At 36.5% G+C, this 14,703-nt stretch carries 16 protein-coding genes; 9 read left to right on the top strand and 7 right to left on the bottom strand.

The annotated features are described in order from the left end of the window. Nucleotide 1 precedes the first annotated feature (1 nt). A complete protein-coding gene (locus tag V8G61_RS11730; RefSeq protein WP_394875910.1) occupies nt 2–643 on the bottom strand; it encodes a protein-L-isoaspartate(D-aspartate) O-methyltransferase in 642 nt (213 codons plus the stop codon). 158 nt (nt 644–801) lie between these two features. Here V8G61_RS11730 and V8G61_RS11725 point away from each other — a divergent pair, with 158 nt between their 5' ends. The 7 genes from V8G61_RS11725 to miaA all read left to right on the top strand — a co-directional run bounded on the left by V8G61_RS11725 (nt 802) and on the right by miaA (nt 7,999). After that, a complete protein-coding gene (locus tag V8G61_RS11725; protein ID WP_394875909.1) occupies nt 802–1,761 on the top strand; it encodes a Gfo/Idh/MocA family protein in 960 nt (319 codons plus the stop codon). An 88-nt stretch (nt 1,762–1,849) separates the two neighbouring features. Next, the gene (locus tag V8G61_RS11720) at nt 1,850–2,740 is read left to right on the top strand and encodes a 3-hydroxyacyl-CoA dehydrogenase family protein (protein ID WP_394875908.1); all 891 of its coding nucleotides are present in this window, start codon (nt 1,850–1,852) and stop codon (nt 2,738–2,740) included. A gap of 17 nt (nt 2,741–2,757) precedes the next feature. After that, nucleotides 2,758–3,996 (top strand): DUF1015 domain-containing protein, encoded by a 1,239-nt coding sequence (locus tag V8G61_RS11715; protein WP_394875907.1) that lies wholly within the window; start codon nt 2,758–2,760, stop codon nt 3,994–3,996. 9 nt (nt 3,997–4,005) lie between these two features. Beyond that, nucleotides 4,006–4,668: a YggS family pyridoxal phosphate-dependent enzyme gene (locus tag V8G61_RS11710; protein ID WP_394875906.1), complete on the top strand. Its 663-nt coding sequence runs from the start codon at nt 4,006–4,008 to the stop codon at nt 4,666–4,668. An 11-nt stretch (nt 4,669–4,679) separates the two neighbouring features. Beyond that, nucleotides 4,680–6,044 (top strand): exonuclease domain-containing protein, encoded by a 1,365-nt coding sequence (locus V8G61_RS11705; protein WP_394875904.1) that lies wholly within the window; start codon nt 4,680–4,682, stop codon nt 6,042–6,044. A gap of 208 nt (nt 6,045–6,252) precedes the next feature. Then, on the top strand, nt 6,253–7,101 hold the full coding sequence (locus V8G61_RS11700) for an ion transporter (protein WP_394875903.1): 849 nt from the start codon (nt 6,253–6,255) through the stop codon (nt 7,099–7,101). Further along, nucleotides 7,094–7,999 (top strand): tRNA (adenosine(37)-N6)-dimethylallyltransferase MiaA, encoded by a 906-nt coding sequence (gene miaA / locus V8G61_RS11695; RefSeq protein WP_394875902.1) that lies wholly within the window; start codon nt 7,094–7,096, stop codon nt 7,997–7,999. Before V8G61_RS11700 ends, miaA begins: the two co-directional genes overlap by 8 nt. Here miaA and V8G61_RS11690 read toward each other — a convergent pair whose 3' ends face one another. From V8G61_RS11690 to V8G61_RS11680, 3 genes are read right to left on the bottom strand one after another with little or no spacing between them, the layout of a single operon-like run. Continuing rightward, a complete protein-coding gene (locus V8G61_RS11690) occupies nt 8,000–9,499 on the bottom strand; it encodes a hypothetical protein (protein ID WP_394875901.1) in 1,500 nt (499 codons plus the stop codon). It lies immediately after the preceding gene. Nucleotides 9,500–9,510: 11 nt separating this feature from the next. Next, nucleotides 9,511–10,104, bottom strand: a complete 594-nt coding sequence (locus V8G61_RS11685; RefSeq protein WP_394875900.1) for a hypothetical protein — start codon at nt 10,102–10,104, stop codon at nt 9,511–9,513. Beyond that, nucleotides 10,088–10,639, bottom strand: coding sequence for an RNA polymerase sigma factor (locus V8G61_RS11680; RefSeq protein ID WP_394875899.1), 552 nt, complete (start codon nt 10,637–10,639; stop codon nt 10,088–10,090). Before V8G61_RS11680 ends, V8G61_RS11685 begins: the two co-directional genes overlap by 17 nt. Nucleotides 10,640–10,797: 158 nt before the next feature. On the opposite strand from V8G61_RS11680, the gene V8G61_RS11675 reads away from it, so the two are divergent. Both V8G61_RS11675 and meaB read left to right on the top strand, forming a co-directional pair. Beyond that, the gene (locus tag V8G61_RS11675; protein ID WP_394875898.1) at nt 10,798–11,355 is read left to right on the top strand and encodes a DUF2911 domain-containing protein; all 558 of its coding nucleotides are present in this window, start codon (nt 10,798–10,800) and stop codon (nt 11,353–11,355) included. Between the two features lie 65 nt (nt 11,356–11,420). Continuing rightward, on the top strand, nt 11,421–12,506 hold the full coding sequence (gene meaB / locus V8G61_RS11670; protein ID WP_394875896.1) for a methylmalonyl Co-A mutase-associated GTPase MeaB: 1,086 nt from the start codon (nt 11,421–11,423) through the stop codon (nt 12,504–12,506). Here meaB and V8G61_RS11665 read toward each other — a convergent pair. The 3 genes from V8G61_RS11665 to V8G61_RS11655 are packed head-to-tail and all read right to left on the bottom strand — an operon-like array spanning nt 12,486 to nt 14,667. After that, nucleotides 12,486–13,049: a phosphatase PAP2 family protein gene (locus V8G61_RS11665; protein WP_394875894.1), complete on the bottom strand. Its 564-nt coding sequence runs from the start codon at nt 13,047–13,049 to the stop codon at nt 12,486–12,488. The genes meaB and V8G61_RS11665 overlap by 21 nt on opposite strands. A 5-nt stretch (nt 13,050–13,054) precedes the next feature. Next, the gene (locus V8G61_RS11660; RefSeq protein ID WP_394875893.1) at nt 13,055–13,282 is read right to left on the bottom strand and encodes a hypothetical protein; all 228 of its coding nucleotides are present in this window, start codon (nt 13,280–13,282) and stop codon (nt 13,055–13,057) included. A gap of 8 nt (nt 13,283–13,290) precedes the next feature. Continuing rightward, nucleotides 13,291–14,667 carry an MATE family efflux transporter gene (locus V8G61_RS11655; RefSeq protein WP_394875892.1) on the bottom strand — a complete coding sequence of 459 codons (1,377 nt, stop codon included), beginning with the start codon at nt 14,665–14,667 and terminating at the stop codon, nt 13,291–13,293. Between the last annotated feature and the right edge of the window lie 36 nt (nt 14,668–14,703).

Genomic DNA, 14,703 nt, shown 5'->3' with positions numbered 1-14,703 from the left:
TTTAGTTCTTATCTTCTAAAAGCGGTACGAAACGAAATTCACCATACTCGTGTTTCTCGAAAGATTTCGGCGCGGTGCGTATAAAAAGAGTCATAATTTGAGTTTCATCACCCACCGGAATAACCAAACGCCCTCCTATTTTTAATTGTGCCAATAAAGCCTTTGGTACTAAAGGCGCACCAGCTGTTACAATAATGCTATCGAAAGGGGCTTCCTCTGGCAAGCCTTTATAACCATCTCCAAAGATGAGCTTTTTCGCGCGGTAACCCAGTTTTGGCAAAAACTTGCTTGTTTTTTTAAAAAGTTCCTGTTGCCTTTCAATACTGTAAACACGAACTCCCAGCTCGCATAACACGGCTGTTTGATAGCCACTCCCAGTTCCTATTTCCAGAACCTTATCCCCTTTTTTTACCGCCATTAATTCCGTTTGAAAAGCTACCGTGTAAGGTTGCGAAATGGTTTGATCAGCAGCGATGGGAAAGGCCTTATCCTGATAGGCATGATCCAGAAAACCAGAGTCCATGAACAAATGCCTCGGAATTTTTCCAATGGCCTTCAAAACAGGTTCACTTTGTATTCCCTTGGTCCTTAAGGTCTCAACAAGTTTCTGGCGTAAACCTTTATGTTTAAAAGTATCTGTCAATTTCAGTAGCGTTTCAAAGGTTAAAGTTAGATAAAGATTTTAAAGCTAAAAACAATTTATAAAGATTTTATTTTTCCTAAAATATCATCCAAATATTCCTTCGAAATACCTAAATTGAAGCTTAAATTATTTTATTTTTGTTGAAAATGTAAAAACTTATGCTAAAAGCTGGTGTACTAGGTGCAGGCCATCTGGGAAAAATTCATTTAAGATTATTAAAACAATCAGAACAATATCAACTTGTTGGATTTTATGATGCTGATGAAGAAAACGGAAAGAGAGTTGAAGCCGAGTTCGGGTATCATTTTTTTAATTCTATAGACGACCTTATTGATGCCGTTGATATGGTCGACATCGTAACTCCTACGCTTTCTCATTACGAATGTGCTAAGAAGGCCATTGCCAAGGGGAAACACATTTTTATTGAAAAGCCAATTACAAATACGGTTGAAGAGGCTGAGCACATCCGTGAGCTATTAGCAGAACACGGTTTACGTGGTCAAGTTGGTCATGTAGAGCGTTTTAATCCCGCCTATTTAGCCGTAAAAAGTGAGATAAAAACACCTATGTTCATCGAAACGCACCGCTTGTCGGAATTTAATCCACGAGGCACTGATGTTCCTGTTGTTTTGGACCTGATGATCCACGATATTGATATTATTTTAAGTATCGTAAAATCGAAAATAAAGCATATTTCCGCCAGTGGCGTAGCTGTAATCAGTGATACTCCTGATATCGCCAACGCACGTTTAGAATTTGAAAATGGCTGTGTAGCTAATTTAACTGCTAGCCGAATTTCACTGAAGAAAATGCGAAAAGCACGCTTTTTCCAAAAGGACGCTTATATTTCAGTAGACTTTTTAACCAAAAAATGTGAAGTAGTTAAAATGAAAGATGCTCCTGATAATCCGGGCGATTTTGATATGGTATTACAAAATGCTGAAGGTGTTAGAAAGCAGATTTATTTTGACAATCCAAAGGTTGAAAATAACAATTCTATTTTAGACGAACTAGAGGCCTTTGCCCATGCTATTAACACCAACTCTACACCCGTGGTAACACTTCACGATGGTACCGAAGCCCTACGTGTTGCTACACAAATTATTGAGTGTTTCTAAATGTTAAATATCATAGAACACTTTAAAATTTGGATTTTTTTAAAAAGCTCTGTGTTCGACATAGAGCCCACTAAACTTTATTAAAAAGATGAAACATATTGCAGTAATAGGTGCAGGAACTATGGGTAATGGAATTGCCCATACCTTTGCACAAAATGGCTTTAAAGTGAATCTTATAGATTTAAATCAGGCGTCATTAGACCGTGGTTTAGCTACTATTTCTAAAAATTTAGATCGTATGTTGGCCAAAGAAAAAATTTCAGAAGCTGACAAAAAAACGACCCTAAATAACATTGATAGCTTTACAGAATTATCAAAAGGTGTAAAACAGGTAGATCTCGTTGTTGAAGCCGCTGTTGAAAATGTGGATATAAAACTTAATATCTTCAAAGACCTGGATGGCCTTTGTGACGAAAACACCATATTAGCAACGAATACGTCTTCGATTTCAATCACCCAAATTGCCGCCGCAACCAAGCGTCCGGATAGAATTATAGGCATGCATTTTATGAATCCCGTGCCGATCATGAAACTGGTAGAGATCATTCGAGGTTACAGCACCAGCGATAAAGTAACAAACACCATCATGACACTTTCTGAATCTTTAGGAAAAGTTCCGGTAAAAGTAAATGACTATCCTGGCTTTGTGGCCAATAGAATTTTAATGCCTATGATTAACGAATCCATCGAAACCTTATATAACGGTGTTGCCGGAGTATATGAGATCGATACGGTTATGAAGCTTGGCATGGCACATCCAATGGGACCATTACAATTGGCTGATTTTATTGGTTTAGACGTCTGTTTATCAATTTTGAATGTGATGTACGATGGTTTTAAAAATCCAAAATATGCACCCTGTCCCCTATTGGTGAATATGGTGCGCGCCGGAAAGTTAGGCGTGAAGGCTGGGGAAGGGTTCTACGATTATTCGGAAAGTAAAAAAGCTGAAAAAATTTCGGCACAATTTTCAAATTAAAAAACAGATTATCCAATATGGCTAAAATTATTCCATTTAAGGCCGTTCGCCCAACGCGGGATAAGGTCAGTTTGGTAGCATCGCGTTCGTATCAAAGTTATACTCAGGATGAACTGGAAGCCCGCCTTGATTATAACCCGTTTTCATTTTTACATATTATTAATCCAGGTTATAAATATCACCAGGACATCACAGGAAAAGAACGCTATACCCTTGTTAGAAATCGCTATATGGAATTCAGAGAAGACCATATTTTTAAGCAGGACAAAATCTCTGCATATTATATCTATAAGATCGTGAACCGTGATGGCTTTTCTTTTTCGGGTATTGTTGCAGCCGCTTCCGCGGAAGACTATAAAAATGATGTTATAAAGAAGCATGAGGATACCATTGAGTTTCGAGAGCGGGTCTTTAAAGACTACCTGAAAACCGTAGGATTCAATGCCGAGCCGGTACTTCTCACCTATCCGGATAACAAAGTGATAGGGTTGATTATTGAAAAAATCCAACAAGAACGTGCTGAATTTGAGTTTACAACTACCTACAGAGATACCCATTACCTTTGGAAGTTGGAAGACCCTGAATTAGTAAAAAGTATACAAGATGAGTTTGAGGGTATGGAAACCCTCTACATTGCCGATGGTCATCACCGCTCAGCATCCTCCTGTCTTTTAGCTGAAGATCTAAAATCTGAAAATAACAATCATACCGGTAAAGAAGCTTACAATTTTTTCATGAGTTATTTAATACCGGAATCAAATTTGAAAATATTCGAATTCAACCGTTTAATAAAAGACCTGAATGGTTTGTCTAAAGAGGCATTTTTGATAAAACTAGATACTGTATTTCGCATTGAGAATAGAGGTTCTGAGCTTTACAAACCTACCCAGAAGCATCATTTTAGCATGTATTTAGATGGCGATTTTTACTCACTCTATCTAAGAAAGAGTAATCATAGCTTTAATACAGCCTTGGATGCCCTTGATACACAGATCCTTTATAAAACCGTTTTGGAACCGATATTGGGAATCGATGACCTGCGAAACAATACACGAATTGAATATTCTCATGGTAAAAATGATCTGGTTTCAATAAAAGATAAAGTTGATGATGGCCTTTTTGCAGTTGGCTTCGGACTGGTTCCAATTACTATAGAGGAAATGAAAGCCATTGCGGATGAAGGTTTAACCATGCCTCCTAAAAGCACTTTCATTGAACCAAAATTGCGTAGTGGTGTTACTATTTATGAATTTTAAAACCTGTTTATGACCATTCCAGAAAACCTAAAACATTTTAAATCAGAATTACCCGAAAATGTGACACTCGTTGCTGTTTCAAAAACAAAACCTAATGAGGATATCATGGAGGCCTACAATGCAGGGCACAGGATATTTGGTGAAAACAAGGTTCAGGAAATGACCGATAAATATGAGGCTCTTCCTAAAGATATTGAATGGCATATGATTGGTCATGTACAAAGCAACAAAATAAAATACATGGTGCCCTTTGTTTCGCTTATCCATGGTGTAGACCGTATGAAGCTATTGAAAGAGATTAATAAACAAGGTGAAAAACACGATCGTGTTATTAATTGTTTACTTCAAATTAAAATTGCCGAAGAGGATTCAAAATTTGGTATGACGGATAAAAAAGCTGAAGAAATTTTAAAATCTGATACCTTGTCTGGTTTTAAATTTGTGAATATTAAAGGTGTGATGGGTATGGCAACTTTTACGGATGATGAAGCACAGATTAAAAAAGAGTTTTCATTTTTAAAAACGACATTCGATAAACTTAAAACCTATCATAGTGCCAATTCCAATCTGGAGATTATAAGTATGGGGATGAGTGGCGATTATCAGTTGGCCGTGGCCTGCGGCAGTAATATGGTTCGCATTGGAAGTAGTATCTTTGGTGAACGCGATTAAAAGAAAAATATTTGTACGCAATATTAGACATAGAAACGACGGGCGGAAAGTATAATGAAGAGGGCATCACTGAAATTGCTATTTATAAATTTGATGGCCATCAGGTCATCGATCAATTCATTAGTTTGGTAAATCCTGAGCGGGATATTCAGCCCTTTGTTGTAAATCTTACGGGCATTAACAATAACATGCTTAAAAGCGCTCCCAAGTTTTATGAAGTAGCTAAGCGTATTGTTGAAATAACCGAAGATTGTATTTTGGTAGCTCACAATGCACAATTCGATTATCGTATTTTATCAACCGAATTCAGACGTTTGGGTTATGATTTTGAAAGACGCTCGCTATGTACCGTAGAATTGTCTAAAAGATTGATTCCGGGGCAATCATCATACAGTCTGGGAAAATTAGTGCGCTCGCTAGGCATCCCGGTCACAGACCGGCATAGAGCAACCGGAGATGCTATCGCCACCGTAAAACTTTTCAAACTATTATTAAACAAGGATACCGACAAAAAAATTGTTAGCGATGCTGTTCGCTTAAATCCAAAAAAACAATTAGAGCCCAGGCATATTGATATTATTGCAGACATGCCATCCATCACCGGGGTATATTACATGCATGATGAGCAAGGTAACATCCTTTATATTGGTAAAAGTAACAACATAAAAAAACGCATCAATCAGCATTTTACAGGTACTGATCGAAAATCTAAAAAAATTCAGACCAAAGTCACCGAGGTCACGTACGAAGCCACAGGAAGTGAATTAGTGGCTTTGCTTAAAGAAAGTGAAGAAATTAAGCGGGTTAAACCTATTTTCAACCGGGCTTTACGAAGAAATATTTTTACACATGCCCTTTACAGTTTTAAGGACGAAAATGGCTATATAAATCTGAAGATCGATACAGCTGACGGAAGAAAGAAAGCCATAACCACCTTTAACAATCGCCAAAGCGGGAAAAGTTTTTTAAGTAAGACTGTAGAAGAATATAATTTATGCCAGAAACTGGTGGGACTTTACAAAACCAAAACGAGCTGTTTTAAATATGACATTAAAGAGTGCCACGGAGCTTGTGTTGGAGAGGAACTTCCTGAAATATACAACGAACGCGTAAACACCTTGATCGAAAAGAACAGTTATGCCAATAAAAATATGGTGATCATCGATAGAGGGCGTGATGTAGACGAACGCAGTGCTATTTTAATAGAAAATGGCATATTTAAAGGCTTGGGCTTTTTTAATCTGAACTATCAAATAACAAATAAAAAAGTTTTGGAATCGATAATTACACCAATGAACAATAATCGACATACGCAACATATTATTCAAAGTTATCTTAGAAAAAATAAGCGTATCAAGTGTATTCCGGTAGAATGAGCTTCTTTAATAAAAAAAGTTAAGCAAGGAATAATACCTTACTAATAAGTTCATAACCTTAGCAAATATAACCTAACAGCTTAACTTTAAAGAGTCCCTTTATGTACCTGAGTATTACCCCTATCTTAAAAAATTCATAAGTAAAATTGTAGACATCCAAAAAAATTCGGTTCTTGCACTAAAGAAAGTATAATCGGGATTAGTCGAAATGGAGAATAACAAAAACAATCAAAGCTGGAAGGAGAAACTTCATGAAATTATTTATGAAGCCGATACGCCTGCAGGAAAGTTATTCGACATTATTTTACTTATAGTCATTGTCGCCAGTGTTATTATCGTGATGCTCGAGAGCATAAAGGGTTTTGGTGAACGGCACTATAATATTTTAAATTGGTCGGAATGGGTGATTACTATACTCTTCTCTTTTGAGTATATCGCTCGAATAATTACAGTAAAAAAACCTTTTCGATATATTTTTAGTTTTTATGGAATAATCGATTTTTTATCGACCGTTCCAAAATACATCTCCTTCTTTTTTGGCGGCGTTCATGCGTTAGCAGCCCTTAGGGCTTTGCGTTTATTACGTGTTTTTCGGATTTTAAAACTTGCTCGTTATTTGGGAGCCTCCCAAAATTTAATAAATGCTCTAAAAGCCAGTAAAGCCAAAATTTCAGTGTTTTTATTTGTGGTTATTATTGTTTCCATAATTTTAGGAACCATCATGTATCTGGTTGAAGGAGAAGAAAATGGCTTTACCAACATACCAAAAAGTGTGTATTGGTGTATCGTAACGCTAACCACGGTTGGCTTTGGTGACATTGCTCCTCAAACACCTCTTGGGCAATTTATAGCTTCTCTGGTAATGATTCTAGGTTATGGTATAATTGCCGTTCCAACCGGTATCGTATCAGCTGAATACACCAGTCAAAAAAATAAAGAAATAACTGGTAAAGATGTCCATTTAAACACTCAATCTTGCAGCAATTGCTCTGCTGGAAAACATATGGACAACGCAGAATTTTGTTATAATTGCGGTCATAAATTGAACCATGGATAAGGTGCTTTTATCTATTGTTGGGCCTACAGCTATTGGTAAAACCAGGCTGAGCATCTTATTAGCTCAATATTTTAAAACAGAAATTATTTCTGCAGATTCCCGCCAGTTTTTTAAAGAAATGCAAATTGGAACAGCTGCGCCTACGGCGGAAGAATTAGCTGCCGTTCCACATCATTTTATACATCATAAATCCATTATTGAAAACTATAACGTAGGCGCTTTTGAAAAGGACGCTTTGAGTTGTTTAGGAGACCTTTTTAAGAAACACGATGTTGTTATTATGTTGGGAGGGTCAGGATTATATGTCGATGCTGTTACTAAAGGTTTAGATGATTTTCCTGATGTTGATCCTAAAATACGTGAAACCCTTAATAAAAGACTCAAAACGGACGGTCTTGAATTCCTTCAGAAACAACTAAAAGAAAAGGACCCTAAAAGCTATAAAAACATCGCTATTGATAATCCTCATCGCCTTATACGGGCTTTGGAAATTTGTATTGGAACGGGGAAACCCTACAGTTCCTTTCTTCAAAATAAGAACAAAGAACGCCCTTTTAAAACATTAAGTATTGGCTTAACGGCAGATCGTCAATTGATCTACGATCGCATCAATAAACGTGTAGATACAATGATGGATGAGGGTTTGTTGGATGAAGTTAAAGGACTTGAAAAATATAAAACGGAAAATGCCCTGAATACGGTTGGCTATAAGGAATTATTCTTGTATTTAAAAGGTGAATGGGATTTGGAAACGGCGGTAAGTGAAATCAAAAAAAATAGTCGGCGTTTTGCAAAACGACAACTAACCTGGTTTAAAAAAAATGAAGCTACGCTATGGTTTAATTACGATGCTGATCCGGAGCAAATCATTGGTCGTATAGAACAGGAATTATCCTGATTATTCTAGCGTAACTTCACTAAATCTGGAGTCTATTATGATGATTTTATTACTGTCCATTTTTTGATTAGAGTAAGATGTTACGTTTGGATCTAACGGTGAAGTTTCCGAATTTAAAAATTTCGAGCGCGTTCCCTTATACTGTAGTAAATAATTAACCTCTGGTAGTGATACAAAAGATTCGCTGTTCTCCAAAGTAAGATTTAAATTAGTGAAATCATTACTGATTTTTGAGATTAACAGATCGCCAATATTACTATTGATAACAGCATTACCGAAAAAATTATCAATTTTTACGTTTGAGGTATTGGCAGTTAAAACCAAATTCTTTACCTCCTCCAGTTTCGCATCCTGCACATAATTTAAATGTAATTCGCCCATATTCCAGAATTTTATATGCACGGGAGAATAAGAGGCATTAATGGAAGTTTTACTTCCATTAATGCTCTCAGCAGTTAATTTTGAATAACTCAGTTCAGCCTTAAGATCGTCAATATTAGTGGCGAACTCTAAAGCACCATGACGTACATTCAATTGTAATTTAGCGTCTTTTGGCATCCTTATCTTGATCGTCTTTTTAATTTTACTTTTTGAAGGATCAACTCCCTGACTTCGCATCATAGCGCGTTGCTTGGCTCGTAATTCCTCACGCTTTTGTTGCAGCTTTTCTCTGGCCTCCTGTGCTTTCTCACGGTGTTCGGCCTGGGCTTCCATGCGTTCAGCTCTTTTTTCCATTTGCTCTGCATAACGTTCCCCCCATGCTTCCATTTTCTCGCCATATTTCTCTCCAAATTCTTTTCCGAATTTCTCTCCCCATTCTTCCATTTGCTTGGCATAGTTTTCTTCAAACTCCTTTCCGAATTTTTCACCCCATGCTTCCATTTTCTTAGCATAATCCTTATTGTAAACTTTTTCCATCCGTTTACTATATTCTTTTAAATATGCTTCGCCATCCTTTTTATAAGCATCGTAGTCAAAATTAGTATCGGCAGCTCCCTCAGGCAAATCCGGCAGTGGTGGCATCGGTGGCATTGGTGGCATTGGAGGCATATTTGCTAATTCCGGCATTGGAGGAATTCGAACATCTACATTTAGATTTTGCAAATCAGCCAATTCAAATTTAAGTTCTTCCATAACTTTAGAAATGGCATCATTAATTTCACCATGATTTTTAAAATGCCACATCATTGGACCATCTCCTTTTGCTGTTATAGTAACTTTGTTAGTGGCAGCTTCGATATTGAGATTCCACTCATTTGCTACTTTTTGAAGGTCTTCTTTACTTACGTCCTCACCTGTTACATAAGCTTCAATACTCACGGTATTCTTATTCCAAGTATCAAATATGATATTGGTATAATTGGTGTTCAGTTCGATAGCCACATTTTTGTCTACCTTTAAAGATTTCGAGGATTTTGTGATTTTTTCCTGACTAAATCCTATCGTAGCCATTAAAACACAAAGCACCAAGTGCGTTAATTTAATTGATTTCTGTTTCATTTTTTGATTGTTTAAATTGATTTATGATTTTGATTTAATTCAGAATCTGTATTCAGGGCTTTAATTTGTTCTCTAAGACGATATAAAAGATTCAAACGCCATTTTAAATTATCGATCAATGCGTTGATAGTTAATTCCGACGGCCCGGAAGCCTCTAACTCTTTTGATAAGCGTTTATACTCTTGATCCAAAGTATTTATCTGTTCCAGATAGTCGTCATATAATTCTTTGGTTTCTGGTGTTGGTTTTAGTTTTGATAATTCGAAATTAATACTGGCCAAATAGTAATCTTCAACTTTCTTTAGGTCTGGAGACACACTTGCTAAAGAAGACACATTTGTCTTTACCGGAGTATTGGAATCGACATCAGCAACAGAATTTTTTTCAGGCTTTTGTTCATTTTTAAAAAAGGTGTATCCACCGAAACTCAAACCTAAAATTACCACTACACTAGCTGCAATTCGCATCCAGGACCAATAAGGTTTCGTTTTTTTCGATGGCAAAGCCTTTTCCAATTTATCAAGAAATCGCTTTTCATGATCTTTGGGCATTTTCTCGTTCGACAAGGTGTCGTTTTTAAATAATTCTCTAATATCTTGTGCCATTTTTTTTCGATTTTAAAAGGTCTTGTAATTTTACTTTTCCACGTGATAACTGCGTTCTTGAAGCTACCTCAGAAATATTTAGTATTTCCGATATTTCCTGATGATCGTAACCTTCAATTAAATAGAGCATCACCACATATTGATATTTATCGGGTAAAGCAGAAATAGCTTCCTTAACATCTTCCAAAGTGAGACTATCATCTACCATCCAGGTTTCTTGAGAATCGGTATCTACAGTTTTTAACTGCACTTCTTCTAAATCTACAAAGCGTTGCTTTTTAGCTTTTAAAACATCAATGCTTTTGTTCACTACAATCCGTTTTAACCAGGCTCCAAAAGTAACTTCAGCTTTATATTGATGTAATTTGGTAAATGCTTTTATAAAAGCTTCCTGCACAACGTCTTCGGCTTCTGCCGAATCCTTCAAAAATCGTTTAGCCACAATATACATTCCATCGCAATATTGATTATATAATTGCAATTGTGCTTTTCGATTGTTTTGTTTGCACTTTTCAATGATCTCTACTTGAAACATGTAAAGCTACTTTTGGTATAAATTAGTCTATCTTAAAGACGATAGAAAAAATAAAGTGTTGCAAATTTTTCAAAAAAATATAAGAAGAATAATTATTATGCGTTTGCATTTTAGTAATTATCACTTTTAAAGTATCTTTAGACCTGAAAAAATCGTATATGAACACCTTTTTGAAACGAATCCTAATCGTCCTTTCCTTTATCGCATTAGGATTATTTTTGTACTCCGTTTTTGTTGAAAATATTTTTACCCCGCGATTAAGTCCAAAAGATACAGTAAAATTTGAGTTGAATGACCTGAAGCTAAAAGTGTTTTACAACCGCCCGTTCAAAAGAGATCGGAAAATATTTGGAGGTTTAGTGCCTTTAAATCAGGTATGGCGAACAGGAGCAAATGAAGCGACAACATTTGAAACAAATCAAGATTTAAATATTTCTGGCATGCGTTTGCCTGAAGGAAAATATACCTTGTGGTCCGTTCCGAAAGAAGAAACCTGGACGGTCATTTTTAATTCTAAGCAATATGAATGGGGTGTTGATTCGGAAATGCGACCGATGTGGGATCCCAATTATGATGTGGTTACCGTTGAAGTTCCTGTTGAACATATTGATCATTCGGTAGAGCAATTCACCATAGGATTCAACAATTCCACAAGTAAGTTATATTTGACCATGGCTTGGGATCAAACTAAAATTTCTATTCCAATAAATCATTAAATTTCTACTTTAAACGCATTTTTGCTTCAAAAATAATGTTGTATTTTTAATCCAAACGGGCAAAAGTGACCAAAAAAGACAAATCGGCATTATCAGAACAGCCAGGCGTCTCTTCTTCAGAGATAACAAACACTAGTGCCGTAAATTCAATAAAAAGCAAACGTAAAACAGCGCTTGATACCGAAGCTATAACAACAGCGATCCTGAATAAGGAAATTACAGCTTTAAGTCGAGCTATAACTCTCGTTGAAAGCCGTAATCCAAAACACCTTGCTCAGGCAAACCTAATTATTATGGCTTGTTTACCGCACGCCAACAAGTCGGTGCGTATAGGAATAACCGGTGTTCCCGGTGTTGGCAAAAGTACTTTTATTGAAGCTTTTGGTGCTTTTTTAACAGGTTTAGGTAAACGTGTTGCTGTTTTGGCCATCGATCCCAGTAGTAGTGTAACAAAAGGTAGTATCCTGGGTGATAAAACACGCATGGAACGACTGGTTAAAAATGAGAACGCATTTATTCGTCCTTCAGCATCCGGAGAATCCCTTGGTGGTGTTGCCCGAAAAACCAGAGAAACAATCACCCTTTGTGAAGCCGCAGGATTTGATGTGATTTTAATTGAAACGGTTGGTGTTGGCCAAAGTGAGACGACTGTACACAGCATGGTTGATTTTTTTCTACTTTTAAAATTAGCCGGGGCCGGTGATGAATTGCAAGGAATTAAACGAGGTATCATTGAAATGGCTGATGCTATTGCCATTAATAAAGCTGATGGTTCCAACTTGAAACAAGCAAACCTTGCCAAAAATGAATTTGAAAGAGCTCTGCACCTCTATCCTGAACGAGATTCAGAATGGCAACCAAAAGTAACACTCTGCAGTGCTTTGAATGATGACGGAATGGATACTATTTGGGATATGATATCAGAATATTTGAACATCACCAGACAGAATAAGTTTTTCGATAAAAATCGTCAGGAACAAAATAAATTTTGGCTACTTCAAACTATAGAAGATCGGTTAAAAGCGTCATTCTTTAATCAACCTGATATCAAAAAAGAGTTAAAAATTCAATTGGATTTGATAGAAGCTAATCAAACAACGCCCTTTGCCGCAGCCGACCACTTATTAAAGTTAGGCAAATCGCCTCACTAAATAGTTTGTAATCCGATAGAACAAATAGCCTGAAAGCGCACCAAAAGCAAAACCGCTTAACACATCCAGGGGATAATGCACACCAACGTAAATGCGGCTATACCCTACCACTGCACTCCAAAATAACAGAATAAATATTAGATTTTTATAATGGTTTCTGAGCATAAGTCCCGTAAAAACAGCTACAGCCATAGTATTTGATGAATGGCCGGAGAAGTAACCAAATTTACCGCACCGTACAGCTAAAAATCGCATCTGATCCACTATATCCGTATTTCCGCAAGGTCTTGGACGATGTACCATACGCTTTACCAAATTAGTAACCTGGTCTGTAAACGTTATCATTAATGCAATAAGTACAACCATAATAAGTAAGGCCTTCCAACCATATTTTCTGTAGAGGAGATATAATAAAAAGGCGTAAAGCGGGATAAATGCAAATTTGTTGGTTATCAATAACCACATTCCATCCCATGGTTTTGAACCTAGGTTATTCAAAAATAAAAATAGTGAAGTATCGTATGCTATAAGATTATCTAACATAAACTCTATTCTTCGTACTTGGCAATCTCTGAATCATAGAATTTAGTTGCCTCTATTATGGCATGTTCGGCTTCAGACTCCAATTCTTTTTGGTCTTCCTTATCGAATTCCTCAAACCATTCAACTTTATCAGTTTCTAAATTAATGATGAATCGAGGAAACTCCGTGTGAATTACAAAAATAGCATCTGGAAAATCGGAATTATCGCCTAAAATAAATTTTGGAAGTGTCATAAATAACCTTAATGATGAGACAAAATTAATCTTTTTGTAAGATAATCGAATCGAATATACAATAAAATTGCCGCTGTTGTTAATCCAGCTAACAAGCCCAACCAAATCCCGAAACTACCATAAAGCGATTCATCGCCAAAATACCAACTTACAGGGAATCCAACAAGCCAATATGAAATAAATGTTATCAGGGTTGGTATCTTCACGTCCTGAAGGCCTCTTAGAGCACCTAATATCAAAACTTGAAGAGTATCACTAATTTGAAAAATAGCTGCTGCGATTAAAAGTTTAGATGCCGTTTTAACCACCTCATTATTATCTGTATAATTAACTACATCCTTAAAATCTACGTATAATTTAGGCAATTGATTATGAAAAGCTAAAAATAATATGGCGAAGCATACTGCGAAAATAGTTCCCAGTAAAAAAGTTGAAAATGCAATTCGCCGCAAATCGATATAATTTTTTAGTCCCTTTTGATTCCCAACACGGATCATAGATGCAACGCTTAACCCGGTAGCCACCATAAAGGTCATTGAAGATAAATTCAAAGCTATTTGGTTGGCAGCCTGCGGGTTCTTGCCTAGCAGACCACTGAGCCAGATCGCAGCTGTAAAAATAGCAACCTCAAAAAACATTTGCATCGCACTAGGCGCACCTAAAGCCATTATTTTTTTTAACATCCACTTGTTCAATACGAAAATTTTTATGTTGGTTACAAATGATTTTGAGGCCTGTTTTCCCTTCAATATCCACCATAAATAGGCCACCATAACTACTCTGGAAACTAAAGTACCGTAAGCTGCTCCTACAATACCCAATTCCGGAAAACCAAATTTTCCAAAGATCAAAACGTAATTAATAACAATATTTAAAATATTGGCTAGTAAGGTAGCATACATGGGATAACGCGTCATGGATAAACCATCACTAAATTGTTTCAAGGCTTGAAATATAATGAGCGGTATTAACGATAAAGCAACAAAATCAAGATAAGGAATCGCCAGTTCAACTACCTCTTTAGGTTGTTTCATTAAATACATCAAAGGTTTGGCTATTAGCACTAACAAAAACAATAATATACCTAAGGCAGTGCACAAGAATAAGCCATGTTTAAAAGCCGATTTTCCTTGCGAAAAATCCTTTGCGGCATCCGCTTCCGCTACCAAAGGAGTAATTGCTGTTGAAAAGCCAATACCTAAAGACATGGCAATAAACATAAAACTATTACCCAGAGAAACTGCTGCAAGTTCAGCCGTCCCCAACTGTCCCACCATAATATTATCGACGAAACTAACAAAGGTATGTCCCAACATACCCATCATCACAGGGGCAGCCAGTGTCCAGTTATATTTAAATTCCTTGGTGTAATCGGATAATTGCATTCGGCAAAAGTAATGGTAACAATCAGCTTAAACAAT

It is taken from the genome of Gaetbulibacter sp. M240 (assembly GCF_043876815.1).
Classification (GTDB): domain Bacteria; phylum Bacteroidota; class Bacteroidia; order Flavobacteriales; family Flavobacteriaceae; genus Gaetbulibacter_A.
This window is presented reverse-complemented; position numbering and strand designations above follow the sequence as displayed.